The organism is Tepidiforma bonchosmolovskayae (assembly GCF_008838325.1).
GTDB classification, from domain to species: Bacteria; Chloroflexota; Dehalococcoidia; order Tepidiformales; family Tepidiformaceae; genus Tepidiforma; species Tepidiforma bonchosmolovskayae.
On record NZ_CP042829.1, the window covers coordinates 1,111,574 to 1,134,258 of the forward strand.

15 protein-coding genes are annotated in these 22,685 nt (G+C 70.9%); 6 read left to right on the forward strand and 9 right to left on the reverse strand.

Annotated features, from left to right (window positions below; genetic code table 11):
• Positions 1-81: 81 nt before the first annotated feature.
• The 3 genes from Tbon_RS05670 to Tbon_RS05680 all read right to left on the reverse strand — a co-directional run bounded on the left by Tbon_RS05670 (position 82) and on the right by Tbon_RS05680 (position 3,841).
• On the reverse strand, positions 82-996 hold the full coding sequence (locus Tbon_RS05670) for an ABC transporter permease (protein ID WP_158066723.1): 915 nt from the start codon (positions 994-996) through the stop codon (positions 82-84).
• Between the two features lie 2 nt (positions 997-998).
• Positions 999-1,952, reverse strand: a complete 954-nt coding sequence (locus Tbon_RS05675; RefSeq protein ID WP_158066724.1) for an ABC transporter permease — start codon at positions 1,950-1,952, stop codon at positions 999-1,001.
• Between the two features lie 110 nt (positions 1,953-2,062).
• Entirely contained in the window at positions 2,063-3,841 is a 1,779-nt protein-coding gene (locus Tbon_RS05680) for an ABC transporter substrate-binding protein (RefSeq protein WP_192498186.1), read from the reverse strand.
• Positions 3,842-4,134: 293 nt separating this feature from the next.
• On the opposite strand from Tbon_RS05680, the gene Tbon_RS05685 reads away from it, so the two are divergent.
• The 3 genes from Tbon_RS05685 (at position 4,135) to Tbon_RS05695 (ending at position 7,759) form a co-directional block, all read left to right on the forward strand.
• Entirely contained in the window at positions 4,135-5,004 is an 870-nt protein-coding gene (locus Tbon_RS05685) for an HDOD domain-containing protein (RefSeq protein ID WP_192498187.1), read from the forward strand.
• A 33-nt stretch (positions 5,005-5,037) separates the two neighbouring features.
• Positions 5,038-6,786 carry a CapA family protein gene (locus Tbon_RS05690; RefSeq protein ID WP_158066727.1) on the forward strand — a complete coding sequence of 583 codons (1,749 nt, stop codon included), beginning with the start codon at positions 5,038-5,040 and terminating at the stop codon, positions 6,784-6,786.
• A 145-nt stretch (positions 6,787-6,931) separates the two neighbouring features.
• A complete protein-coding gene (locus tag Tbon_RS05695; RefSeq protein WP_158066728.1) occupies positions 6,932-7,759 on the forward strand; it encodes a hypothetical protein in 828 nt (275 codons plus the stop codon).
• Positions 7,760-7,892: 133 nt separating this feature from the next.
• Here Tbon_RS05695 and Tbon_RS05700 read toward each other — a convergent pair whose 3' ends face one another.
• Together Tbon_RS05700 and Tbon_RS05705 are read right to left on the reverse strand one after the other, a co-directional pair.
• A complete protein-coding gene (locus Tbon_RS05700) occupies positions 7,893-9,713 on the reverse strand; it encodes an ABC transporter substrate-binding protein (RefSeq protein WP_158066729.1) in 1,821 nt (606 codons plus the stop codon).
• A gap of 115 nt (positions 9,714-9,828) precedes the next feature.
• Complete coding sequence (locus Tbon_RS05705) at positions 9,829-10,485, reverse strand: M23 family metallopeptidase (protein ID WP_158066730.1); 657 nt, start codon at positions 10,483-10,485, stop codon at positions 9,829-9,831.
• A 176-nt stretch (positions 10,486-10,661) separates the two neighbouring features.
• Between Tbon_RS05705 and Tbon_RS14380 the strand changes: the two genes are divergently transcribed.
• Positions 10,662-17,933, forward strand: coding sequence for a GAF domain-containing protein (locus Tbon_RS14380; protein ID WP_158066731.1), 7,272 nt, complete (start codon positions 10,662-10,664; stop codon positions 17,931-17,933).
• On the opposite strand, the gene Tbon_RS05715 is transcribed toward Tbon_RS14380, so the two are convergent.
• From Tbon_RS05715 to Tbon_RS05725, 3 genes are all read right to left on the reverse strand, one after another.
• Entirely contained in the window at positions 17,912-18,739 is an 828-nt protein-coding gene (locus tag Tbon_RS05715; RefSeq protein ID WP_158066732.1) for an Fpg/Nei family DNA glycosylase, read from the reverse strand. The two genes, Tbon_RS14380 and Tbon_RS05715, sit on opposite strands and share 22 nt — an antisense overlap.
• 261 nt (positions 18,740-19,000) lie before the next feature.
• Positions 19,001-19,669 carry a PaaI family thioesterase gene (locus tag Tbon_RS05720; protein ID WP_158066733.1) on the reverse strand — a complete coding sequence of 223 codons (669 nt, stop codon included), beginning with the start codon at positions 19,667-19,669 and terminating at the stop codon, positions 19,001-19,003.
• A 57-nt stretch (positions 19,670-19,726) separates the two neighbouring features.
• Positions 19,727-20,932: a CaiB/BaiF CoA transferase family protein gene (locus Tbon_RS05725; RefSeq protein ID WP_158066734.1), complete on the reverse strand. Its 1,206-nt coding sequence runs from the start codon at positions 20,930-20,932 to the stop codon at positions 19,727-19,729.
• Between the two features lie 41 nt (positions 20,933-20,973).
• On the opposite strand from Tbon_RS05725, the gene Tbon_RS05730 reads away from it, so the two are divergent.
• Positions 20,974-21,780: a RecB family exonuclease gene (locus Tbon_RS05730; RefSeq protein ID WP_158066735.1), complete on the forward strand. Its 807-nt coding sequence runs from the start codon at positions 20,974-20,976 to the stop codon at positions 21,778-21,780.
• Between the two features lie 126 nt (positions 21,781-21,906).
• Complete coding sequence (locus Tbon_RS05735; RefSeq protein WP_158066736.1) at positions 21,907-22,104, forward strand: hypothetical protein; 198 nt, start codon at positions 21,907-21,909, stop codon at positions 22,102-22,104.
• 27 nt (positions 22,105-22,131) lie between these two features.
• Here the strand turns inward: Tbon_RS05735 and Tbon_RS05740 are convergent, their stop codons facing one another.
• Positions 22,132-22,662, reverse strand: a complete 531-nt coding sequence (locus tag Tbon_RS05740) for a DinB family protein (RefSeq protein ID WP_158066737.1) — start codon at positions 22,660-22,662, stop codon at positions 22,132-22,134.
• Positions 22,663-22,685: the final 23 nt, after the last annotated feature.

Below are 22,685 nucleotides of genomic sequence, written 5' to 3' on the forward strand. Positions count from 1 at the left end.
GACAGACTCCGGGCCCCCGTTTTCCGGAGGCCCGTTGGAGAATTGTACCGGGGAATGGCCGGCGGGGCGAGTGCGGATAGGTCAGCGGGCGCCGCGGAGGCGCGGGTCGAGGACGTCGCGGAGGGCATCGCCGAACATGTTGAAGGCGTAGACGGTGAGGAAGATGACGAGGCCCGGGAAGAGGGCGAGGTGGGGGTACTGGGTCAGGCGTTCGCGAGCTTCGTTGAGCATGCGTCCCCAGGAGGCGGTGGGCGGCTGGACGCCGTAGCCGAGGAAGGCGAGGGAGGATTCGACGAGGACCGCGCCGCCGACCTGGATGGAGGCGCCGACGATCAGCACCGGGAACACGTTGGGTGCGACGTGGCGGAAGATGATGCGGAAGTCGGAGGCGCCGATGACGCGGGCAGCCTCAACGTACTGGTTCTGCTTGGCGGCGATGGCGGCGCCGCGGATGACGCGTGACTGGCTGAGCGCGACGAGCATGCCGACGGCGAGGACGATGCGGAGGTTGACGGGAATCTGCTGGATGGAGGTGACGAAGAGGATGATGAAGATGAGGCCGGGGAGGGCGATGCCGATATCGACGAGCCGCTGGAGGAGGATATCGAATTTGCCGCCGAAGTAGCCGGAGACGACGCCCAGGACGAGGGCCACGGAGGAGGAGATGGCGACGACGCCGAAGCCGATGAGGATGGAGTTGCGGGCGCCGTAGACGATGCGGGTGTAGAGGTCGCGGCCCTGCTGGTCGGTGCCGAACCAGTGGCTGGCGGAGGGGCCCTGGAAGCGGTCGGGGAGGTAGCCGATGTTCGGGTCCTTGCCGAAGGTGAAGGCCTGGGGAAAGGCGGCCATGAGGATGAGGAGGATGACGATGGCAGCGCCGAAGGTGCCGAGGGGCTTGGTGCGGATGAAGCGGACGACGGCCCGGCGGATGCGGGCTCCGCGGGTGATTTCGGCGCGGATGGCGTACGTTTCGAGGACGTGGGCGTCGGTGGCCATGGCTACGAGTACCGGATCCTTGGGTCGATGACGGAGTAGAGGACGTCCACGGTCAGGTTGGCGAAGACGACGACGAGGGCGACGACGATATTGACGGCCTGGATGACCGGGTAGTCCTTCTGGTCGATGGAGGAGACGTAGTAGCGGCCCATGCCGGGGATGGAGTAGACCGTTTCGATGATGACGGTGCCGCCGACGAGCACGGGCAGCTGGAGACCGACCACCGTCACGACGGGGATGAGGGCGTTGCGCATGGCGTGGCGAATGATGATGACGCGTTCGCGGAGGCCCTTGGCCCAGGCGGTGCGGATGTAGTCCTGGCGGAGGACTTCGAGCATGGAGGAGCGGGTGAAGCGCATCACGGAGCCGCTCAGGCCGCCGCCCAGGATGAGGGCGGGCATGAACATCAGCTTGAGGTTGCCGACCGGGTCTTCGGAGAAGGGGATGTACTTCGCGGGGGGAACGCCCCACTGGAAGTAGCGGGCGGCGAGGGAGATGAGGAGGATGGCGATCCAGAAGTTGGGCGCGGCGAGGAGGCCGATGGCGAAGCTGCGGCCGAGGTAGTCGGCCCAGGTGTCCTGGCGGATGGCGGAGATGACGCCGACCGGGATGGCGATGAGGAGGGAGAAGCAGATGGCCATGGCGCCGAGCTGGAAGGTGACCGGCAGGCGGTTGCGGAGCTCGGACGTGACCTCGCGGTTGGAGATGAGGGAGCTGCCGAGGTCGAACCGGACGATATCGCCGAGCCAGCGGATGTACTGGGCGACGATGTTGCCCTGGAGGCCAAACTCCTTGCGGATCGCCTCTTTGGTGGCCTGGTCGCCGGCGCCGAATTCGCCGAGGACGAGGTCGACGACATCGCCAGGGACGGCCCGGACGATGACGAAGACGACGAACGTGACGCCGATGAGGGTGGGGACCATCAGGAGGAGGCGGCGGAGGATGTAGCGTTGCATGCGGCGCGAACCCGGCGAGCGTTGGGCGGGGTGGGCCGGCGGGAGCCGGCCCACCCCGGGTGGCGTAGTGTAGGCGAATTCCGTTCTGTTGTGTTGAAGGCGCCTCCGGCTTAGGCCTTATCGAGCCAGATGAAGGGGACCTCTTCGGTGCCGGCGGAGTAGGCGCCGGGGACGGTCTGGATATCGATGTTCTTGACCCATTCGCGGTAGCCGGTCCAGCCGGTGCCGGCGCCCTGGTTCTGGGGGATGTACCACATCTTGGCCGCGTTCTTGCGCTGGATCTCGAAGAAAAGCTCCTTGCGCTTGGCCGGGTCGAGCTCCCGCTGCTGCTTCTTGGCGAGGTCCTCGAGCTCCGGGTCCTTCACCTTCGAGTGGTTGATCGGGTTGTCGGTGAAGAACCGGATCGGGTAGCTGCCGGCCTCCGGGAAGGGCGTCTCATACCCGAAGGCGATGCCTGTGAAGTTCCCCGTGAATGTCTGGGTGATGTACTTCGACGAGTAGTCCTGGACGTCGGTCGTCGTCTTGATGCCGATGGCGTTCAGGTACTGGATGTTGGCTTCGGCCACGGCGTTGAAGGCAGAGCCGTAGCGGTTGGCGGTGTACTGGTAGACGGTGCTGAAGCCGTCCGGGTAGCCGGCGGCAGCGAGGAGCTTCTTCGCCTCGGCCGGGTCGTACTTGAAGTACTTCGAGGTTTCGCCCTGTTCTGGGGAGAGCGGGTCGAGCCAGAAGCGGACGAGGCCGGCGGGGATGAGGTTGTTCCACCGCTCGGAGACGGCGAGGCCGGCGGCCTTCAGCTTCTTCACGTTGTAGGCGAGGTCGAGCAGGGCAGCCCGGTCGGTCGCCATGGAGATGGCGAGGCGGACGCGCGGGTCCTTGTTCCACGGCGAGTCGGGGTTGGGGTCCATAAAGAAGAAGGAGAGGAGCTGGGAGACTTCGCCGTAGAGCTGGACGTTGGGGAGGGCACTCTTGACGTTGACGAGGTCTTCGGCGTTGAGGCCCTCGACGTCGGTGTTGCCGGCCTGGAACTGGGCGAGGCGGTTGGCGTACTCGGGGATGATCGAGATTTCGACCCGGTCCATGAGGGGGAAGCCGCTCATGTACCACTCGGGGTTCTTCTTGAGCTTGAAGCCGACGGAGGGGGTGTAGGACTCGAGCATCCAGGGGCCGGAGCCGATGGAGGTCTTGGAGGGGTCGAAGCCTCCCTCGGCCTCCTTCGGCATGATCCAGAGGAGGTTGGCGTCGGCGAGGACGTCGAGGAAGGCGGCGTTCGGCTCTTTGAGCTTGAAGACGACCGTCTGCTTATCGGGGTACTGGACGCTGTCGACGAAGGCGAGCTGGCTGCGGTTGGTGTTGGTTTCGGCGGTCGCACGGCCCCAGGAGTACTTGACATCGTCGGTGTCGACGGTGCGGCCGTTGACCGGGGCGACGTTATGGAACTTGACGTTGGGCTTGAGCTTAACGGTCCAGGTCAGGCCATCGGGGCTTGCCTCTGCGCTCTGGGCGATGTCGGGCACGGGGCGCAGGTCGGCCTGGCGGACGCCGGGGCCGGCGTTGTACTTGAAGAGGCGGCTGTAGATGTAGGCCGCGTAGCCCTTGGTGAGGAAGGAGAGGTTGCCGTAGGGGTCGATGCTGGGCGGGTCGCCGGTGAATGTGATGCGGTAGGTGCCGCCGCGCTTCGCGTTGGCGAAGGGGTCGGCCGGGGTTGGCGTTGCCTGGGCGCCGGGCGTCGGGGTGGCGAGGCCGGAGAGGCCGCCGCCGTCATCGTCGTCATCGCCGCAGCCGACGAGTGCCAGACCGGCCGCGCCGGCGGTGAGGGCGGTGGCCCCGCCGAGGAAGCGGCGCCGGGTGCGGCGCTCCTTCCAGTAGCGGTCCCAGTAGGATGCAGACATTGAGAATCCCCCTGCGAAAGGTTGGTACGTGGACGGTACGTCCGGCGCGGCGGATAGGATGCGCCTATCTCCCCGATACGTACCCATAAGGTCACGCGATATGTACGTGCGGCGGGACTGGAGTGTCAATGGATGACCGGGCCGATTCGCTCGAAACCGAATCGGATTCGCCAGATTGTCATTGAGGCGTTCGGAAAGGTTGACCGGCCAGTCGAACCGGCCGGTGACTGACGGGGAGCCGGCCCGGGATGCTCCCTTCACTGCCGGGCGGAGCTGCCGACACTCATTGCGTGATGGGTAAGGATGCTGCTGCGCTGCTCTCCCGTATCGACGACCTCCCGCCGCTGCCTGCAGTCGCTGCCCGGGTCATGGGCATGGCCGAGGACGAGCGCACCAGTGCGATGGACCTGGCGCAGGTGCTGGCGACCGACCAGGCGCTGACGGCAAAGCTGATCCGCATTTCGAACTCGGCGTTCTACGGGTTCGCCCGGCGGATTTCGACCGTCCGGGAGGCAGTAGTCATCCTCGGGTTCAAGCAGGTGCGCCAGGTTGCGCTCGGCGCGAGCCTGATGAACACCTTCCGGCGGATGCCGAACGAAACGTTCGACCTCGACCTGTTCTGGGGGCACAGCGTGGCGGTCGCGGTCGCAGCCGAGGCGCTGGCGAAGAGGACGTTCACGGTGAAGCCGGAGGACGCGTTTACGGCCGGCATCCTGCACGATATCGGCCGCCTCGTGATCCGGCAGGTGCTGCCGGCGGAGTTCGAGCTGGCGGTGCAGATCGCGAAGCGGGGCGAGGCGCCGCTCCACGTGGCGGAGCTGATGACGACCGGCTACGCCCACGATGAGGTCGGGCGGGCGCTGGGCGAGCTGTGGAAGTTCCCGGGGCACCTGGTCGAGGCGGTGGAGTGCCATCACAACGAGACGCTGACGCCGGAGAACGACGGGCTGGCGGGCGTGGTGGCGCAAGCGAACCGGCTGGTGCTGCACTACGGGCTGTTCTGCGGGTACGACCTGGAGGGCGGCGAGGCGCCGCCGGTGCCGCCGGACCTCGCGGCGGTGGAGGACGCCTGCGGCGGGATCGAGCGGGTGCTCAACCGGGCGTTCTCGTTCATCGAGGCGGCCTCGGGGACGCCCGACACCTGGTACGCGCGGGCGAGCTGACACGCGGCTGCGGGAGGGCGCTAGGATGCGCCCATGGAGTATCCCGGGCCGGCGGGAGCGCGGAATCCGTGGCTGCCGTGGTTCGTCGCGAGCGTGGCCGCGTTCGGCCTGAGCCTGGGCGCGCTCGCCTTCGTGCTGGTCGAAGCGGTGACCGATGGGAGCGGGGGCACGGCGACGGCGCAGCCGCAGCCCGCACCGACGCCCGAACCGCCGCTCCGCTACCGGGGCGCACTCCCGGCCGCGGCGGCGGGGCTGGGGCTGGCGCCGGCGGGCCCGGGGGAGCCGGCCGACCTGGCGTTCGAACCGGCCGCACCGGGCGAGGGCGTGCCGGTGCGGCTGTTCATCCCGGCAGCGGCGCCCGGCGCAGGGGTCGATGCGCTGACAGGGGAGCAGCTGGCTGCGGCGCTCCGGGGCGAGGCCGCGAGCTGGGCGGCCTTCGGCGGGTTCGACCGGCCGATCGAGCCGGCGTTCGCGGGGACGCCGGCCGAGGCGCAGGGGATCCTCGCCGGGCTCGAAGCGGGGCCGTTCGACCTGTCGCGCTTCCGGTTCTTCGCGACGGCGGAGGAGCTGCGGGCAGCGCTGGCGTTCGATTCGGGCATGCTGGCGATCGTCCCGTTCGAGGGGCTGCGGCCGCCGATGGTGGCGCTGGCCATCGATGGGATGGACCCGGCGCGCGGTTACGGCGAACCGGCCCGCTGGCCGCTTGCGGAGCGGGTGGCCGTCCGCGCGCTGACGCCGGCCGGCCAGTCTGCGCGGGCGCGGGCGGAGGCGGCGATCGCCGTGCAGCTGCCGCCGATCACGAGGGTGGTGGCGACGGGGGACATCCTGATGTCGCGCTGCACCCTGGCGGCAATCCGGGCCACGGGGGACTGGACGAGCCCGCTCCGTTCGCCGGTGGGCGACTTCCTCGCAGCGGCCGATATCGCGGCGGGTTCGCTCGACGGGTCAATCCAGGATTTCGCGGAGCCGTACGGCTGCATCCCGACGACGAACCTGACCTCGCCGCCGGAGGTGATTGCGGCGCTCACGCACGCCGGGTTCGACGTGCTGACGGTGGCGACGAACCACGTGTTCGACTGCGCCGACGGCGGCTGCGGGTCGCGTGCGATGCTGCGGACCATCGAGCTGCTGCGGGCGGCGGGCATCGCGACGGTGGGGGGCGGGGCGAACCTTGCGGAGGCGCTGGAACCGGCCATCATCGAGCGGAACGGCGTGCGGTTCGGATTCCTCGGGTTCGACGATATTGCGGCCGAGGATATCGGCGCGACAGAGACGGAGCCCGGGACGGCGCCGCTCGATGATTCGTACGCGGACGAGCGGAGCACACCGCCGCGGGAGCCGGCGTTCTACAAGCCTGCGGAGATGCTCTCGCTCAGCCGGTTCGAGGGGGCGATCCGCGACCTGAAGGCAAGGGCGGATGTCGTCATTGTGCTGGTGCAGTCCGGGTACGAAGACACCCATGAGGCGAGCCCGCGGAGCATCAAAGCAGCGCGGGCGGCGGCGGATGCGGGGGCCGACCTGTTCGTGGGGAACCAGGCCCACTGGGTACAGGGGGTGGAGATGCGGGGGGACACGTTCATCGCCTACGCGCTGGGGAACTTCATCTTCGACCAGCGGTGGACGCCGGAGCACACGCAGGGGTATCTGCTGGAGGCGACCTTCCACGGGGCGAAGCTGGCGACGATCCGCATGCTGCCGTACGTGATCGAGGGGCAGTACCGGCCGATGTTCGCGGAGGGCGGGACGCGGCTGAAGGTGGTCGCGGATGTGCTCGGGAAGTAAGGGAGAGGGAGAGCCTCCCGGCCTCCGTACCTCCCCGAGGGAGCAGGGAGCGGGGAACGGGGAGCAGGGTTTTCCCGACTGTTCTTGACGGGGGTTTGTGCCGTTCGCTACGGATAAGGGGAGAGTGCAGCAGGGAGGGAGGCAGATGCCGGACCCGGAACTGTTGACGCAGGAGATTGCAGGGCTCCGCGAGACGATCCGCGCGCACGACGGGGCGAACGTGGCGACGAGCGCCTTCGTGCGGAAGGTCGACCAGCTGATCAGCGACTTCTACGACGATATCGATGAGCTGACGGCGCTGCGGCTGGGGGACATCCTCGACCTGTTCCTGATCAAGGCACTGTACGTGAACCGGCGGAGCCGGGATGCGGAAACGCTGACCTACCTCGGGCGGCTGCTTGAGCGGTACCTGCAGGCGTCGGAGCTCTCGCTGGGGCCGGGGCGCGGCTTCCTGCCGTACCTGACGGACCTGATGGAGGAGACGGCGCACCCGAGCGGGGCGTACCAGAACGCGTTCGAGGCGTACCGGAAGTACGGAGACAATGCGCTGTTCATCTCGGGGGTGTTCCCGGCCAGCCTCGGGCGGAAGCGGGGCGGCGGGCCGCTTGGCGGGGCGCCGCACGTGGACCGGCAGTATTTCATCACGCTCGGGCGGCGGTACTACGAAATGGCGGCGCGCCACGACATGGCGGAGTGGGTGCGGCTGCGGGCGACGCTCGAGCGGCTGAGCCGGTTCTTCGAGATCTACGTGGAGGCGCTGAACGAGATCTCGGACCGGTACGTGATGGGCATCGACATGCAGCTGATTGCGGACAAGATGCTGGACGCGTTCAACCGGTACCGGGAGACGCGGGACGAGCGGCACCTCGAACTGGCGCGGAAGTATGCTGCGCTGCTGCGGCTGGACGCGCGGAACTGGCCCGCGCTGGCGAAGCTGGAGGCGCAGGCCGTGGAGGGCCCAGCCTACTACTAGTGCTGGTGGCTGCGGGCCGGGCTGCCGGCGGTGCGGCCCGGTGCCCGGGGACAGGTGAACGCCGGCGCCCGGACGGGAACACAGGAGGCCGCCCGTTGCGGGCGGCCTCCTGAGCTTCGGCCGGAATGGCTGGCTAGGCCGGGCGGCCCTGCCAGGTCGGGTCCTTCTGGTCGAACCAGGATTCGGTGACGGCCTGGTGGCTGGTGACGAAGGGGACGATTTCGCCGGTCTTGAAGTAGTTCCAGCGCATGATGCGGGAGACGCCGACGAGGGTGTAGGGGATGCCCGCGCCGTAGTTCTTGATGAGCTCGCGGACGATCTCCTTGTTCATCTCCTGCCGCTTGGCGATGTCGAACTCGAGCATGAGGGCGTCGGTGAGCTGGTCGACCTTGTCGATTTTGACGCCGAACTGCTTGAACTGCGGCTGCTTGGAGTTGTACTGGAGGTAGTTGAGGAGGGAGGGCTCGGGGTCGGTGATCTCGGTGATCCAGCCGAACCAGATGTTGTTCTTCCCGTTGCCGTACTCCTGCTTGACGATTTTGGTCGTGATGGTGGAGTAGGGCTCGATCTTGGCGGTGAACTTATTGCCGAGCACCTTCTGGAGCTGGTTGGTGATGAGGGCGGCGCCGCCGGAGTAGAGGCCCTCCCAGATGTCGGGGATGTCGACGATGATTTCGCCGAGTGCCGGGCCGCCGCCGGCTTCCCACATCTTCTTGGCCTCGGCCTCTTCCTTGGCGCGGTCCTCCAGGTAGCCGGGGAAGGTGATGAGCTCCTTCTCCGGGATGGTGAACGCGGCCTGGGTGGGCGGGACGTTGCCGGAGAGGACGGCGTTGCCCTGGAGGAGCGACTGGATGAGGGCGCGGCGGTCGAAGGCGCGGAAGATGGCGCCGATGAGGTTGGGGTTGTTCCACGGAGCCGCGCCGCCGTAGTAGGTGCCGGCCTGGGGGTTCGCCGAGAACTGCTTGAACTCGGTGATCTTGCCCTGGTACCGCTTCAGGAGGTCGTCGGCGACGGCGTTCTGGGTCGGGGTGAAGGAGTCGAGCTGCTTCTGTTCGAAGGCGGCGAGCTGGGCCGACTGGTCGGTGAAGAGGTTGAGGTACTTCACGCCGTCCCAGTTGACCTGCTTGTAGAACTTCTCGTTGCGGACGAGTTCGAGCTCGCCTTCAGCCTTGAAGGACTTCAGGACCATGCCGCCGGTGCCGATGACGAGCTCGGGCTTCAGGTTGGCGTAGTCTTTTTCGAAGGCGTCGATCGCCTCGGGGGCCTGGACCTTGGCGTAGGCGCCGGCGAGGGTGTTCAGGAAGAACGGGCTGGGCTGCTTGAGGGTGACTTTGACGGTCTTCTCGTCGACAACTTCGACCTTGTCGACATTCTGGAAGGCGGACTTGCGGTAGAAGTTCGGGTCGTCGGTGCCGTCGCGGAGTTTGCCGGCGACGTTGCGCTGGATGAATTTGGCGATGTCGTCTGCCTTTGCAAGGCGGCCGTTGACGGGCGGCTTGTCGTGCCAGTAGACGTTGGGGCGGAGGGTGAAGACGATGGTCTGCTTGTCCGGCTGCTCCCACTTCTCGGCGAGCGCGCCGCCGATGACGCCCTTTGTGTAGCTGTCCCACTGGACAACGCCGAGGTTCGTCCAGCCGAAGAGGGTGGAGACCGGCGTGAAGCGGGAGCGGTCGATATCGAAGGTGTCCCAGGTGTTGCCGGCGGAGGTGAAGCGGACAACGCCGCCCTTCTGCTTTGCGGCTTCGGTGGGCGATGCAGCAGCGGTCGGCGAGCCTGCCGGCGGCTTCGTGGCGGTCGCCTGGCCGCCGCCGGTGTCATCGTCGTCGTCGCCGCAGCCGACGAGGCCGAGGGCGGCGACGCCGACGCCGGTGACGCCCGCGGTGCCGAGGAGCCGGCGGCGGGTGATGCCCTTGCGGGCGAGCTTACGGGTCCAGTAGTTGTCGGAATCAGGCACGGTGAGCATTCCCCCTCGTTCGTTCGGCAGGGTCTATAGCTGCCATAGATCCTGCCGCCGCGGAGTATACGCATCATCGGCCGTTTGTCGATGCATCCGCTTCGGGGGTGCCTAACTATTCCGTTTCGATTGGCGGGAGCCAGCGGGCGAGGAAGGCGTTGGCGGCGCGCTGGATGTCGCGCACCTGCGCCTGCGGGGAGCCGGGCGGGTAGGGAGCGAGGTCGTCGTCGGCGGCCGAGCGGAAGAGGACGCCGGCGGCCTGGAGGCCGGCGAAGATGGCGGCCGCAGCGGCGCGGAGGAGGCGGTCTGCCTCCGGCCAGGCGGGCGCGGCGGCGATGCGGGCGAGGGGGTCGGCGAGGCCGCCCCCGCGGATGGCGGGGGAGTGGCCGCGGGCGAGGCCCCAGTGGAGGTGCGGGCCGGTGCTCAGCCCGGTGGAGCCGCAGAGGCCGAGGCCGTCGCCGGGGCGGACCGGCTGGCCGGGCAGGACATCGACGCGGGCGAGGTGGGCGTAGAGGGTTCGCCAGCCGCCCGGGTGGGCGAGTTCGACGGCCCGGCCGAAGACCGGGTCATCGGCGCGGACGTCGATGACGACGCCGGGTGCGGGCGCGCGGACGGGCGTGCCCTGCGGCGCGCCGATATCGACGCCGGTGTGGCCGCCGGCGTGCTGGGGGATGGAGGCGGACCCGAATGCCGCGGTAATGGTGCCGGAGATTGGAAGTCCGATATAGTGGCTGCCGTCGAGGAGGGCTGGTCCGAATTCGATGCTGTCCATGCCGGCAGCGTGGACCGGGCGGCAGCCGAGCTCCGAGGGGCGCGCGTCACCCGGGTTGTGGATATCGGGGATTCCCTGATGGGCCGTGGCCCGGCTGCAGCCGACACTTACGGGAAGGGGGACAGGGACACCGAAGGATGGCTCCCGGCCAGAGCCTGACACCTGAAGACCGGGCGGTGCTGCACGAGCTCGCGCTCGCGGCTGCTGCCGCGGGGCCGCTCTCGCAGCGGTTCGGGACGTTCGCCGCGGCTCTGTGCGGGGCGGCAGGCGCGGACCTCCTCACCCTGTTCGTGGCCGAGGGCGACGGAGGGAGCGCCCGGGTGGCGGGTTCGTGGCCGGTTGAGCATCCGCCGGCGCTGGTGGGGCGGGTCCTGTCGGCGGAATCGGTCGGGCTCGAGCTCGGCGCGGCGCTGGCGAACGGGGAGGTGTTCCGGGCGGGGGCAGAGGAACACCCCGCGGCTGCAGTGCTGGAGGAGCTGGGCTACCGCGCGGGCTGGGTCTGCACGCTCGTTGACCGGGGCGAACCGGTCGGGCTGGTCGTGGCGGCGTTCCGGGCCGGCGAGCCGGATGCCCGGGCGCGGGCGCTGCTCCGGGCCGGGGCAGACCTGCTCGCAGCCGCCGCGGCGCGGGAGCGGGAGATTCGCCGGGCGATGACCGCTGCCGCCCGGGCGCGGGCTGCGGCGGAGCTGGCCGCGGGCCTGAGCCGGGGAGACACCTTCGAGACGCTGTTCGCGGCGCTGGCCGGGCTCCTGCCGGAGGCGCTGCCGGTCGACTACCTCGGGCTGGTGCTGCGCGGGCCGGGCGGCTTCGCGCTGGTGGGCGAGACGCCGGCGGGCGTGCACCGGGGGCTGCCGCCGACGGCCGAGGGGAATGCGTTCATCGAGCAGCTGGCGGCGCAGGGCGACGTCCTGCAGTTCCGGCCGGAGGCAGGCGCGAGCCCGGACGACGGGCTGGCGCTGGCGGGGTACGGCCGGGCCGCGGTAGGCGTCATCCGGGAAGATGGCGCGACGGCGGGGCTGCTCATCGTGGCGCGGCGCTCGCCGCGGCGGTTCGACGACGAGGAGCTGGCTTTCATCGGGCTGTTGCGCTCGCTGCTCTCGCAGGCGCTGACCGGCCAGCTCCGGCAGCGGCAGGCGCTGGCGGCGGCCTCGCGGGCGCGGGTGCTGAACGAGCTGGCGGTGCACCTCTCGGTTGGGACGCCGCTCGATGCAGTATTCCGGGAGCTGACGCAGCTCCTGCCGGAAGCGCTCGCGTACGACTGGGTCGCGCTTGCCGCAGTGGACCCCGCAGGGGCGGCGCTGGAGGTCGTCGGCGTTGAGCCCGAGGGAATGCTGCGGACGGGGATGACGTTCCCGCTGGGGACCGCACCGTCGGCGACGCTGCCCTTCGGACCGGACGGCATCTACGAGTATGACCCGGCGGAGGCCGTGACCGCGTTCGGGAAGGCTGTCGGCCGGGCCGGGTACCGGCGGGGGCTGATCGCGCGGCTGTTCGACGAGGGCCGGCTGGTGGGCTCGCTCAACCTCGCGCGGCGGGAGGCGGCGCCGTTCAGCGGCGAGGAGCGCGAATTCGTTGGGGCGCTGGCGCGGCTGCTCGCCGTGGCGGTCGGCAACCGGCGGCGGCTGTTCGAGGCGACCCGGCTGGCGGAACGGACGCGGATCCTGAACGAGCTGGCCCTCCTGCTGCACCGGGGCGAGGGGCCGGAGGCGTTCTTTGCGGCGCTGGCGGCGCGGCTGCAGGCGGTGCTCGACTTCGACGGGATGGGACTTTGGGTGACCAGCGGCGCCGACCACTTCCGTGCGGTTGACAGCATCCGACGGCGGACGGTGCGGCCCGGAGACATCGCCAGCCGCGCGTCGTTCGGTTCGCTGTTCGAGCGGCTGGTCGAACGGACGGTCCTGGAGGCGCCGATCGCGGAGTTCGAGGGGCCGGTTGCCGAGCGAAGCCGGGCAGCGGGAGCGAAGCGAATAGCAGCCGTGGCGCTCCGCCACGAAGGGCGCGACGAAGGACTGCTGCTGATCTCGCGGACGAGCGAACGGCCGTACGACGCGGAGGAGCTGGCGCACCTGGAGACCGTGGGCGCGCTGCTCGGGCAGGCGCTGGCGAACCACCGGAAGGTCCGGGAGCAGCTGAGCGCTGCGGTCCGCAGGCAGGCGCTCTCCGAGATTACGGCGCTGCTCGAGGGCGGGGGCGACGTGCGGGAGCACTTCGACGCCCTGGCGCAGACGCTGCTCCAGGCAGTGGGGTTCGACCTGCTGTCGATCACGTACCGCGACCCGGCGACGGGCGAGTACCGGCCGATCCGGTCGCACCGGCTGGACATCGATGACGACCCGGCTTTCCGGGAGGAGAGCATCCCCGAGACGGCCGGCGCGGGGGGCGTCATCCAGTACCGGACGGAGCGGAATCCGCGGCGGGTGCCGCAGGCGCTCCACCGGGCGGGCTACCGGCGTGCCGCGACGGCAGTGCTGACCTCGGCGGAGGGGCTGGAGGGGCTGCTGACGATCGGGCGGCGGGAGGACGAACGGTTTACGGAGGAGGAGCTGGAGTTCATCCGCCTGGTGGCGGCGCTGCTGGGGCAGGCGGTGGCGAACCGGCGCGGGGCCGAAGCGCGGCGGCGCGAGGAGGAGGAGCAGCGGATTGTCGCGGCCGCAGCGGCCGCCGTGGCGCGGGAGCGGGACCCCCGGAAGCTGGCCGCGGCGCTGGTCGAGGCCGTCGCGGGGTTCATCCCGGAGCCGGAGGTGCGCATCGCCTTCCTGCGGGACGGCGAGCTGGCGGTTTTGCGTGAGCACGATGAGGTGCTGCGGGTGCCGGTCGGGCCGAACGTCGCGCGGGCCATCGCGGAGGGCGTGCCGGCGGTCTTCGGGCCCGGGGCACCGGCGGTATCGGAGATTGCGCGGCGGGAGATGGCGGAATCGGGCATCGTCTCGCGGATTGCCGCGCCGGCTCGCGCCGGCGGCGAGACAGTCGGGATGCTGCTGCTCTTCAGCAAGGCGCCGGCGTTCCGCCCGGGGGCCCGGGAGGCGCGGCTGGCGCAGCTCATCGCCGACTTCCTCGGGCCGGCCATGGCGAACATGCTGACGCTGGAGCGCGAGCGGCAGGAGGCGGAGGACCAGGCGATCGTGGCGGCCGCGGCGGCCGCGGTCGCCCGGGAGGATGACGCCCTGGCGATTACGCACGCCCTGTCGGGGACGGTCCGGCGGTTCGTGCCGGCGCCGTTCGTGACGTTCGGGTTCCTCGAGGGCGAGGTGTGCGTCTTTCCCAACCGGGCGGGGCCTGCGACCGTCGTACCGGTCGGTGCGAACTTCCGCGAGGCGCTCGAACGGGGCTGCACGGTGGTGCCGCCGGCTGCGGAGCGGATTGTGCCGGGGGGCGCGCTGCCGGAGCTGGAGGCGCTGGGCATCCAGGCGCACATCATCGCGGCGGCGAACTCGGCCGGCGCGCCGGTCGGGCTGCTGGTCGTGGGCTCGCGCGATCCTGCCTTCGCACCGGGCGAGCGGGAGACGCGGCTGGTGCGGCTGATTGCGGATATTACGGGGCCGGCCATGGCGAATGCGCGGGCGGCGGAGCGGGCCCGGCTGGAGGCGGAGGACCAGCGGCTGCTGGCGGAGATTGCGGCGGTCGCGGCCCGGGAGTCGACACCGGACGCGATCACGGTCGCGCTCCAGCGGCCGCTGCGGTCGCTGATTCCGCTGCCGATCATCGCCTTCGGGTTCCGGGAGGGCAACCGGCTCGTCTTCCCGCTGGGCGACGGCACGGTGTTCGAGTCGGACATCGATGCCTACGCACGGCTGGCTGAGGAAGCGGGGCAGACGCATGCGGACAGCCTCCCGGAGGACCTCGACCCGCGGAGCCCGCTCTGGCGGATGGGCGCAAAGGCCGCGTCGACGACGGCCGCGCGGGCCGGCGGGCGGACATTCGGCTTCCTGGTGGTGGCCTCGCGCGACCGGGAGTACCGGTTCGGCGAGCGGGAGCTCCGGCTGCTGCGGCTCATTGCGCAGATCGTCGGACCGGCGATGGAGAACGCGCGGGCGGCCCAGCGGGCGCGCGAGGATGCGGAGGAGCAGCGGTTCCTCGCAGAGGCGGCGCGGATTGCGGCGGCAGCGGCCGACGAGCGGGAGCTGGTGCGCGGACTGGGGCGGCACGTCCGAACGCTGGTGCCGGCGAGCCGGTTCGACCTGCTGGTGCGGCAGCCGAACGGCGACCTGGAGAGCGTGGCGGTGCCCGGCTTGCGGTTCCCGTTCGATGCGAACCTGGCACGAACCTCGTCGGAGGGGCAGGTGGTGGCCTCGCCGGCGGACCCGCGGGAGAGCGAGGAATCGCGCCAGCGGATGCAGGAGCTGGGGATCGTGACCTACGTGTCGACGCGGCTGGCGGCCGGGGGCCGGGAGATCGGCACGTTCTGGATTGGGAGCAGCGACCCGGACTACCGGCCGACCGAGCGGCACCTGCGCATCTTCCGGATGGCGGCCGACCTTGCCGGGCCGGCGCTCGCCAGCCTGCTCGAACTCCGGCGGAGGCAGGAGGAGGCCGAGGAGCAGCGGTTCCTCGCCGACGCCGCGGCTGCCGCCGCGCGGGCGACGACTGACGCGGAGTTCCTGCGGGGGCTGCAGGAGCTGTTCGGGCGGATGGTGCCGCAGGCGACCGCGGGCTTCTTCTACGTGGAGGGCGACGAGCTGGTGAACGCCGCCGATGGGTCGCGGTGGCCGATGGGGCCGGGCGTACGGCGGGCGATCGCAGCGGGGCTGTCGGTCGACTCGCTGGAGACCCCGGACATCCTGCCCGAGAACCGGGCAAGCATTGCAGCCGCCGGCCTGGTGCGGTGGGTGACGACGGCGGCAGCCTCGGAGGGCGAGTTCATCGGCGCGCTGATTGTTGGGACGGGGGACGCTGCGTACCGGTTCAGCGAGCGGGACCTGCGCCGCTGCCGGCTGGTGGCGGACATCGCCGGCCCGGCGATGGCGAACTTCCGGGAACGGCGGCGCCGGCTGGAGGAGGCGGAGGACGAGCGGGTTGTGGCGAGCGTGGCGGCCGCGGCGGCCGCGGCGCGGACGATCGCCGAGGTGGTGAACTGCCTGCCGGCCGCGCTGGGGGCGCGCATCCCGGGGGCGTATGCGATGTACGGGTTCGTGGAGGGCGACAGCATCCGCTACCAAGTGACCGACCCGGAGGGGCTGCGGGTCATCGGGCAGGAGGAGCTGGTGATGCGGTTCTCGCCGGTGGGGCGGGCAGCGCTGGCCGCCGGCCAGGGCGTGGGGGACCTGGCGCCCTACCGGGATGCGGTCTCCGGGGGGCTCGGGCTGTGCGCCTATGCGCTGACGGCTTACCACGCAGCAGGGGGCGTCCCGGGGATGCTGATGGTCGCGAGCCGGGACCCGGCGTTCCGGTTCGGGCCGCGCGAGCTTGCGCTGCTGCGCCGGGTGACGGGCATCGTGGGGCCGGTGATCGAAACCGTGCGTGCGCAGGCGGAGCGTGACCGCCAGGCGGAAGAGGAGCGGATCCTCGCGGAGGCGAGCGCGGCAGCGGCGACTGCCCAGGGGCCGACCGCCATCCTGCGGGCGGTGCTCCCGGCACTGGAACGGTTCGTGCCGCGCGCATTTGCCGCGTTCGGGCGGTTCGACGGCGACGTGCTGGCCTGGCCCCATGTGCTGGGGGCCGAGCTGCGGCTGCCGGTCCTCCCGCACGAGGAGGAGGCGCGGCAGACCGGGCAGGCCGTGGTCCCGGGCGAGGCGCTGCCGGCCTCCCACTTCGGGCCGAACTTCGGCTTTTCGTCAGTGAGCTATACCGCCACCTACTCCGGCGGCGCGGTCACGGGGCTGCTCCTGGTGGCGAGCCGGGAGCCGGGCCACCGGTTTTCGGAGCGGGACCTTGCGCTCATCCGGCGGATCGCGCAGGTGGTCGGCCCGGCCGTGGAGGCGTCCATCGCGACGCAGGAGCGGGAGCGGCAGGCGGCGGTGTACGGGCTGATCCTCCGGTCCCTCTCGGAGGCGGTCATCCTCTCGGATGCGTCGGGCAGGACGGTGTTTGCGAACGCCCTCGGGCGGGAGGTCGTCCGCGCCATCGACCCTGAGGGGCGTGCGACGACGCTCGAGGAGGCAGCCGCGATGCTGCCGGACGACCTCCGGGAGGCGTTCCGGCTGGCAGTCGCGGAAGGGAAGGGCAGCCGCGGGCGGACCTCGCTCACCATCGGCGGCGAGACGCGATGGTTCGATTACGAGTACGTGCCGCTGGCCGACCCGCAGCTGCGGGTGCTGACGGTGGCCGCCGACGTGACCGAGGAGGTGCGGCGGCAGGAGGATGAGGAGCGGAACCGGGAGCGGATGGAGCGCGCCTCGCGGCTGGCGGCGCTTGGCGAGCTCATCAGCGGGGTCGCCCACGAGCTGAATAACCCGCTGACGGCGATCCTCGGCTTTGCGGAGGTGCTGGCGCTCTCGGACACGACCGGGCAGATGGGCGAGGAGCTCGGCATCATCCAGAAGGAGGCGCTGCGGGCGCGGAACATCGTGCGGGACCTGCTCTTTATCGCGCGGCCGGGGACGGCAGAGCACGGCCCGGTGCGGCTGGCGGAGGTGGTCGGCCACGTGCAGCGGCTGCGCGAGCGGGCGTGGCAGCAGGGGGGCATCGACGTCGAGGTCAGGCTGGAGGAAGGGCTAACGGCCTGGGGGAACGAGCACCAGCTCACGCAGGTGGTCATCAACCTGGTGACGAACGCGGAGCATGCGCTGCAGGGCCGGCCGACGCGGCGGATTGTGATCGAAGGCGGCCGCGACGAGGGAGGCGGCGTGCGGCTGGCGGTGAGCGACACCGGCGCGGGGATGGACGAAGCGACCCGGGCGCGGATCTTCGAGCCGTTCTTTACGACGAAGCAGGGCTTCGGCACGGGCCTCGGGCTCTCGCTGAGCTACTCCATCATCCAGTCGCACGGGGGGACCATCGACGTCATCTCGGCGCCGGGCGTGGGCACGACGTTCGTTATCACGCTTCCGGCGCCGCCGGAGGGAGCAGCGGAAGGGGGCGAGGGCGAAGCGCCGGTCCCTGCCCGGCAGGCGACGGTGCTCGTCATCGACGACGAGCCGAGCCTGCGGAAGGTCTGCCGGCGGCTGGTGGAGAGCCTCGGGCACCGCTGCCTCGATGCGGAGAACAGCGCCCGGGCGCTGGAGCTGGCGGCCGAGGCAGACCCGGACGTCGTGCTCTGCGACTATCGGCTGGCGGCGGAGACGGCGGACGCGGTGTTCGCGGGGTTCGAGGCGCGGCTGCCGCACCTCATCCCGCGGACGATTCTCGCCACGGGTGCGACGACCGACGCCGGGGTGGTGGCGCTGGTGGAACGGTACGGGGTGGAGCTCCTGCCGAAGCCGTACGGCGTGGAGGAGATCGGCCGGATATTGCGGGAGCGGCTGGGCGAGGACGGCGCGGGGGAGCCGGCTCAGGCAGGCAGCTCCGGCTGACACTGCCGGCAGAAGCTGGTGATGCGCTGGTTTGCGGTGATTTCGGTGATGGGCGTGCCGCAGCGGGGGCAGGGCTGGCCGCCGCGGCGGTGGACGCGGAGGAAGTCGCGGCGCTCTTCGTAGTCGAGGGTGCCGTCGCGGACCATGGCGGCGCGGGCGAGGGGCGTGGCCCAGTCCATCACTTCGCGGGCGGCGCGGAAGAGGCGGCGGAGGTCGTCCGGGGCAAGTTTCGTGCGCGGGGTGTAGGGGTTGATGCGGGCTTCCCAGAGGATTTCGTCGGCGTAGGCGTTGCCGATGCCCTGGACGAACTCGGCGTTCACGAGGATGTTCTTGATGCCGCCGCGGTACCTCGCGATGCGGGCCAGCCAGGCATCTTCGGTGAGGGCCGGGTCGAGGAGGTCGGGCCCGCCGGCGGTCCAGCCGGGGATGGATTCGAGGCCGTCGGCCGTGACGAGGTAGAGCTTGCCCATGAGGCGCTCGTCGGCGTACCGGAGGGAGCGGCCGCCTTCGATGTCGAGGACGAGGCAGGTCTTTGCGGGGAGCTTCACGGCGGGGTCGACGTACTGGAAGCGGCCGGTGAGCATCGGATTGACGGCGAGGACGCGGCCGGAGGCGAGGGAGAGGAGAAGGAATTTTCCGCGGCGGCCGAAGGCGGTGAAGGCATCGCCGGGGAGGGTTTCGCGGAACTCGCTGGCGGGCGTGCGGAAGACGACGGGGATGCGGACGGCGCTGGCGGCGATGCGGCGCCCGGTGAGCTGGTCGTCGAAGAAGCCGCGAATGGCTTCGAGCTCGGGGATTTCGGGCATGGGTGGAGTATAGGAGGGAGGAGGGAGCCCCGCCCCGGCACCGGCCCCCCGCCGAGGGAGGAGGGAGGAGGGAGCCCCGCCCCGGCACCGGCCCCCCGCCGAGGGAGAAGGGAGGAGGGAGCCCCGCCCCGGCACCGGCCCCCCGCCGAGGGAGAAGGGAGGAGGGAGATCGGAGAGCATCTCATCCCTCCTCCCCAGGGGCGGGGAGGTCAGGGGGCGGGGCCTCCCTCCTCCCCAGGGGAGGGGGACGGTGTGGCGGGGTCAGCGGACGAGGCGGCTGAAGTCGACGGAGATGAAGATGCCCTCGGCCTCGGCGCAGAGGGTTTCGCCGGCGTGGAGGGTCCCGGCGGCGAAGATTTTGCGGCCTTCGACGCGGTCGACGCGGGCTTCGAAGACGACCTCGGTGTGGAGGGGCGTCGGCCGGCGGTAGCGGATGGTGAGGGTGCCGGTCATGCCGGGGCGGCCGGTGCGGGCCTGGGCCATGCCGAGCACCTCATCGAAGGCGGCGGCGATGATGCCGCCGTGGACGTGGCCGGGCGGGCCTTCGTACTGGGCGCCGAAGTTCGCGCGGCCGATGATCCGGTCGCCGTCGATCTCCATGCGGAGCGGCGGCGCGACGGGGTTGCCGAGGCCGATGACGGGGCTGCGGTCGAACATGGCGCGGGCATCGCCGGCGGGTGCGGATTCGGCGAAGCCCCACGGGCGGTGCCCGGTGCGGGTAGCTTCGAGGCGGGCGCCGAACTGCTCCATCGCCTCGGCGGCGGCGATGAGGTCGGCTTCGTCGGCCTGCATATCGGTGAGGGCCTCGGCGACAGCGCGCATGGCGGCGGCGAGGCGGTGGAGGGCGGCGCGCTGGCCGGTGGGCGGCTCATCGGGCGGCACCCAGTTCGCGAGGGAGGCGATGGACTGGCCGAACGGGTCGTCGCTCATGCGTGAATTATCGGCGCCGGTGGCGAGCCGGGCCACCGCGCAGGGGGCCGGCGCGGGTCAGCCGAAGACGCCGCGCTCGGCAAGGGCCGCGATGTCGTCGTCCGTGTAGCCGGCGGCGCGGAGGACGTCGAGAGTATCGGCGCCGGGCGCGGAGGCGGCGCCGCGGACGCGGACATCGGCGCCGCGGATGCGGAAGGGGGCAGCGACGGTTTCGAAGGTGCCGGCGGGCGTTTCGAGCGGCTGGAAGGCGTCGCGTCCCCGGAGCTGGGGGTCGGCGACAACCTCGGGGAGTTCGACCATGGGCGCCCAGATGAGCCCCTCGCGGTCGAGTTTTTCGGCGAGCGAGGCGAGGGATTCGGCGAGGAAGGCCTGTTCGATGCCGGCGGCGAGTTCGGCGCCGCGCTGGCGGCGGCCGGCCATGGTGGCGAGGTCGGGGTCGGCCGCCCAGTCCTCACGGCCGATGGCGCGGCAGAGGCGGGGCCAGTAGGGGTCGGGGGTCATGTGGACGAGCATGACCCAGTGGCCATCGCCGGTTGGGTAGGTGTTGAAGAGCGGGTTTTCGGGGGCCGTGCGGTCGAACCGGCGGGGCTGGCGGCCGTCGACGAGCGTCTTGGCGACGTCGGTGGCGATGGTGTAGAGGCCGGTCTGCTGGAGGGAGATATCGACGACCTGCCCCTTGCCGGTAAGGTCGCGGAGGCGGAGCGCGGCGAGGGCGGCGGCGACGGCGGCCATGCCGGTGGTGTGGTCGCCCTGGGCAATGCGGCTGATGACGGGCGGGCTGCCGGGGTGCCCGATGAGCGACATGATGCCGCTGCGCGTCCAGAAGGCGGAGAAGTCGAAGCCGGGGCGGTCGGCATCGGGGCCTTCGAGGCCGTAGCCGGTGATGGCGACGACAACGACGCCGGGGTTGCGGGCGTGGACCTCCTCCGGGGTGAGGCCGAACCGCCGGAGCCGCCGGGGGAGGAGGTTGGTGAGGAAGATATCGGCGCCGGCGAGCAGGCGGTGGACGACCTCCGGGCCGCCGGGGGCGTCGAGGTCGACGGTGACGGAGCGCTTGCCGCGGTTTTCGAGTTCGAAGAGGAAGTTGAAGGGGGCGGTGCCCGGGCCGGTGCCGGTGGGGACAACGCCGCGCATCACTTCGCCGCCGGGCGGTTCGATTTTGATGACCTCGGCGCCGAGGTCGCGCAGGAGGCCGCCGGCGCTGGGGGCGGCGACGTAGTTGGCGAGTTCGATGACGCGGATGCCTTCGAGCGGTGCGGTCATGGGTGACGGCGGGACGTGAGGAAAGGGTAGACTGCGCGGCGATGTCGAGCGAGCTCTTCCGGCTGACGCACAGCAAGATCGAGACCTTCCGGCGGTGCCGGAAGCAGTACTGGTTCGCCTACGTCTCGGGGCTGCCGTGGCCGGAACAGGAGCAGACGGCGGCGCTGATTGTGGGAAACGCGGTGCACCGGGCGATGCAGAAGCTGTGCGACACGGGCCACCCGGATGACGGCTACGCGGAACTGGACGCGTACCTCCGCATGCCGAAGCACGAGCTGGCGGGGCCGGGGACGGAGGGGTACGCGGAGGCGCTCGCCTGCTACGAAGCGGGGATCGCGGCGCACGAATCGATCGCCTCGGAGGCGCGCTGGGCGGAGCTGGAGAGCTGGGCGCCGTGGGAGCGCGCGGGGATTACCGTGCGGTCGCGGGCCGACCGGGTCGACCGGCTGGCGGCGAACCGGTGGCTGGTCATCGACTGGAAGACCGGGAAGTTCGAGGTCGAGGATGTGACGGACCGGCAGCTGGACCTCGCGCACGTGATTGTGCGGACGGTGCGGCGGCTGCCGGCGGAGGCGACGGTTCGGGCGGTGGCGTGGAACCTGCGGACGGGGCAGCAGCGGGTGCGGGAGCTGACGCGGCAGGACGCGCTGCACACCATGGCGTATGCCGCCCGGATGGCGGAACGGATGCAGGCGGAGGCGGAGTTCCTCGCGAACCCGGGGCCGCACTGCGGGTTCTGCGCGTGGCGGGGGCGGTGCGAGGCGGCGGCCCGGCTGGAGGCCGAGGGGCTGGAGTGGCTGCTGGCCGATGGGGAGGCGCTGCCCGAGGCAGATTTCGCGGAGGAATGAAGCCGGAACAGCCCGGTTTGCCAAATGTTCACATTTCGGGGGCCATTCGGCCCTTCACGGGCGGGCATATCGATCTATGCTATGGTTCCATCCGCGGGGTGCGGGTCGGGCTTCGGGGAGGCCGCCATGAACATCGAGGTCATCGAGTTCGAAATCGAGTGCCCCGAACACGGGGTGTACCGGGTGCAGGTGCCGGCAGAGCTGCCGCGGCCGCGGGCGTGCGTGCACTGCTACCTGCCGGTGAAGCGGCGGGAGCTGCGGAGGTACGAGGCGCCGGCGCCGGTGCGGGGCGCGGTGGCGCCGGCGGAGGCGTTTTTCGGCTAGCAGGCGGCCGCCGGGCCGCCCGGCGCTTCACTGTCCTCCGGACGAACCTTCGCGGGCCCAGCGGAAGTGCATGCGGCCGTGGTCGGCGTTGGCGGCGAGGATGCCGCCGATGGTGCCGTCGGCCCAGGGTGCGCCGGGGATTTTCTCCTGGAGCTGCTCGTCGGTGAGTTCGGCGAGGAGGGCGAGGGTCTCGGCACGCACGGCGAGGCCGATGCGGACCAGTTCGCCGAACGGTTTGCCGCGGTGTTCATCGGCCCAGGCTTCGGTCCAGGCGTGGATGCCGGCCATCACCTCCTCGCGGGACTGCGGGGTGCCGTCCTCGCGGAGGCGGCGCGGGAGGGCAGGTTCGCCGCGGAGGTGGCGGCGGATCATGTCGTTCCAGTTCCGCTCGATGAGGGTGGTGTGGATGAAGTGGTCGGCGTACGACCACCACTTCCCGGGTTCGTGCTCGGAGCGGGTCCGGGGCGCGTAGAGCTCCTCCGGGGGCATGGCGCTGAGCGTTTCGAGGAGCCAGGCGCGGTCGCGGTTGAGCTTGATTTCGATGTCGATGCGGTTCATGGCGGGGAATCGTACGCGAACGG

Excerpts from the sequence above, each read along its gene's own strand:
- Tbon_RS05670 (WP_158066723.1), bottom strand. The coding sequence starts at position 996 with ATGGCCACCGACGCCCACGTCCTCGAAACGTACGCCATCCGCGCCGAA.
- Tbon_RS05675 (WP_158066724.1), bottom strand. The coding sequence starts at position 1,952 with ATGCAACGCTACATCCTCCGCCGCCTCCTCCTGATGGTCCCCACCCTC.
- Tbon_RS05680 (WP_192498186.1), bottom strand. The coding sequence starts at position 3,841 with ATGTCTGCATCCTACTGGGACCGCTACTGGAAGGAGCGCCGCACCCGG.
- Tbon_RS05685 (WP_192498187.1), top strand. The coding sequence starts at position 4,135 with ATGGGTAAGGATGCTGCTGCGCTGCTCTCCCGTATCGACGACCTCCCG.
- Tbon_RS05690 (WP_158066727.1), top strand. The coding sequence starts at position 5,038 with ATGGAGTATCCCGGGCCGGCGGGAGCGCGGAATCCGTGGCTGCCGTGG.
- Tbon_RS05695 (WP_158066728.1), top strand. The coding sequence starts at position 6,932 with ATGCCGGACCCGGAACTGTTGACGCAGGAGATTGCAGGGCTCCGCGAG.
- Tbon_RS05705 (WP_158066730.1), bottom strand. The coding sequence starts at position 10,485 with ATGGACAGCATCGAATTCGGACCAGCCCTCCTCGACGGCAGCCACTAT.
- Tbon_RS05715 (WP_158066732.1), bottom strand. The coding sequence starts at position 18,739 with ATGCCCGAAATCCCCGAGCTCGAAGCCATTCGCGGCTTCTTCGACGAC.
- Tbon_RS05720 (WP_158066733.1), bottom strand. The coding sequence starts at position 19,669 with ATGAGCGACGACCCGTTCGGCCAGTCCATCGCCTCCCTCGCGAACTGG.
- Tbon_RS05725 (WP_158066734.1), bottom strand. The coding sequence starts at position 20,932 with ATGACCGCACCGCTCGAAGGCATCCGCGTCATCGAACTCGCCAACTAC.
- Tbon_RS05730 (WP_158066735.1), top strand. The coding sequence starts at position 20,974 with ATGTCGAGCGAGCTCTTCCGGCTGACGCACAGCAAGATCGAGACCTTC.
- Tbon_RS05735 (WP_158066736.1), top strand. The coding sequence starts at position 21,907 with ATGAACATCGAGGTCATCGAGTTCGAAATCGAGTGCCCCGAACACGGG.
- Tbon_RS05740 (WP_158066737.1), bottom strand. The coding sequence starts at position 22,662 with ATGAACCGCATCGACATCGAAATCAAGCTCAACCGCGACCGCGCCTGG.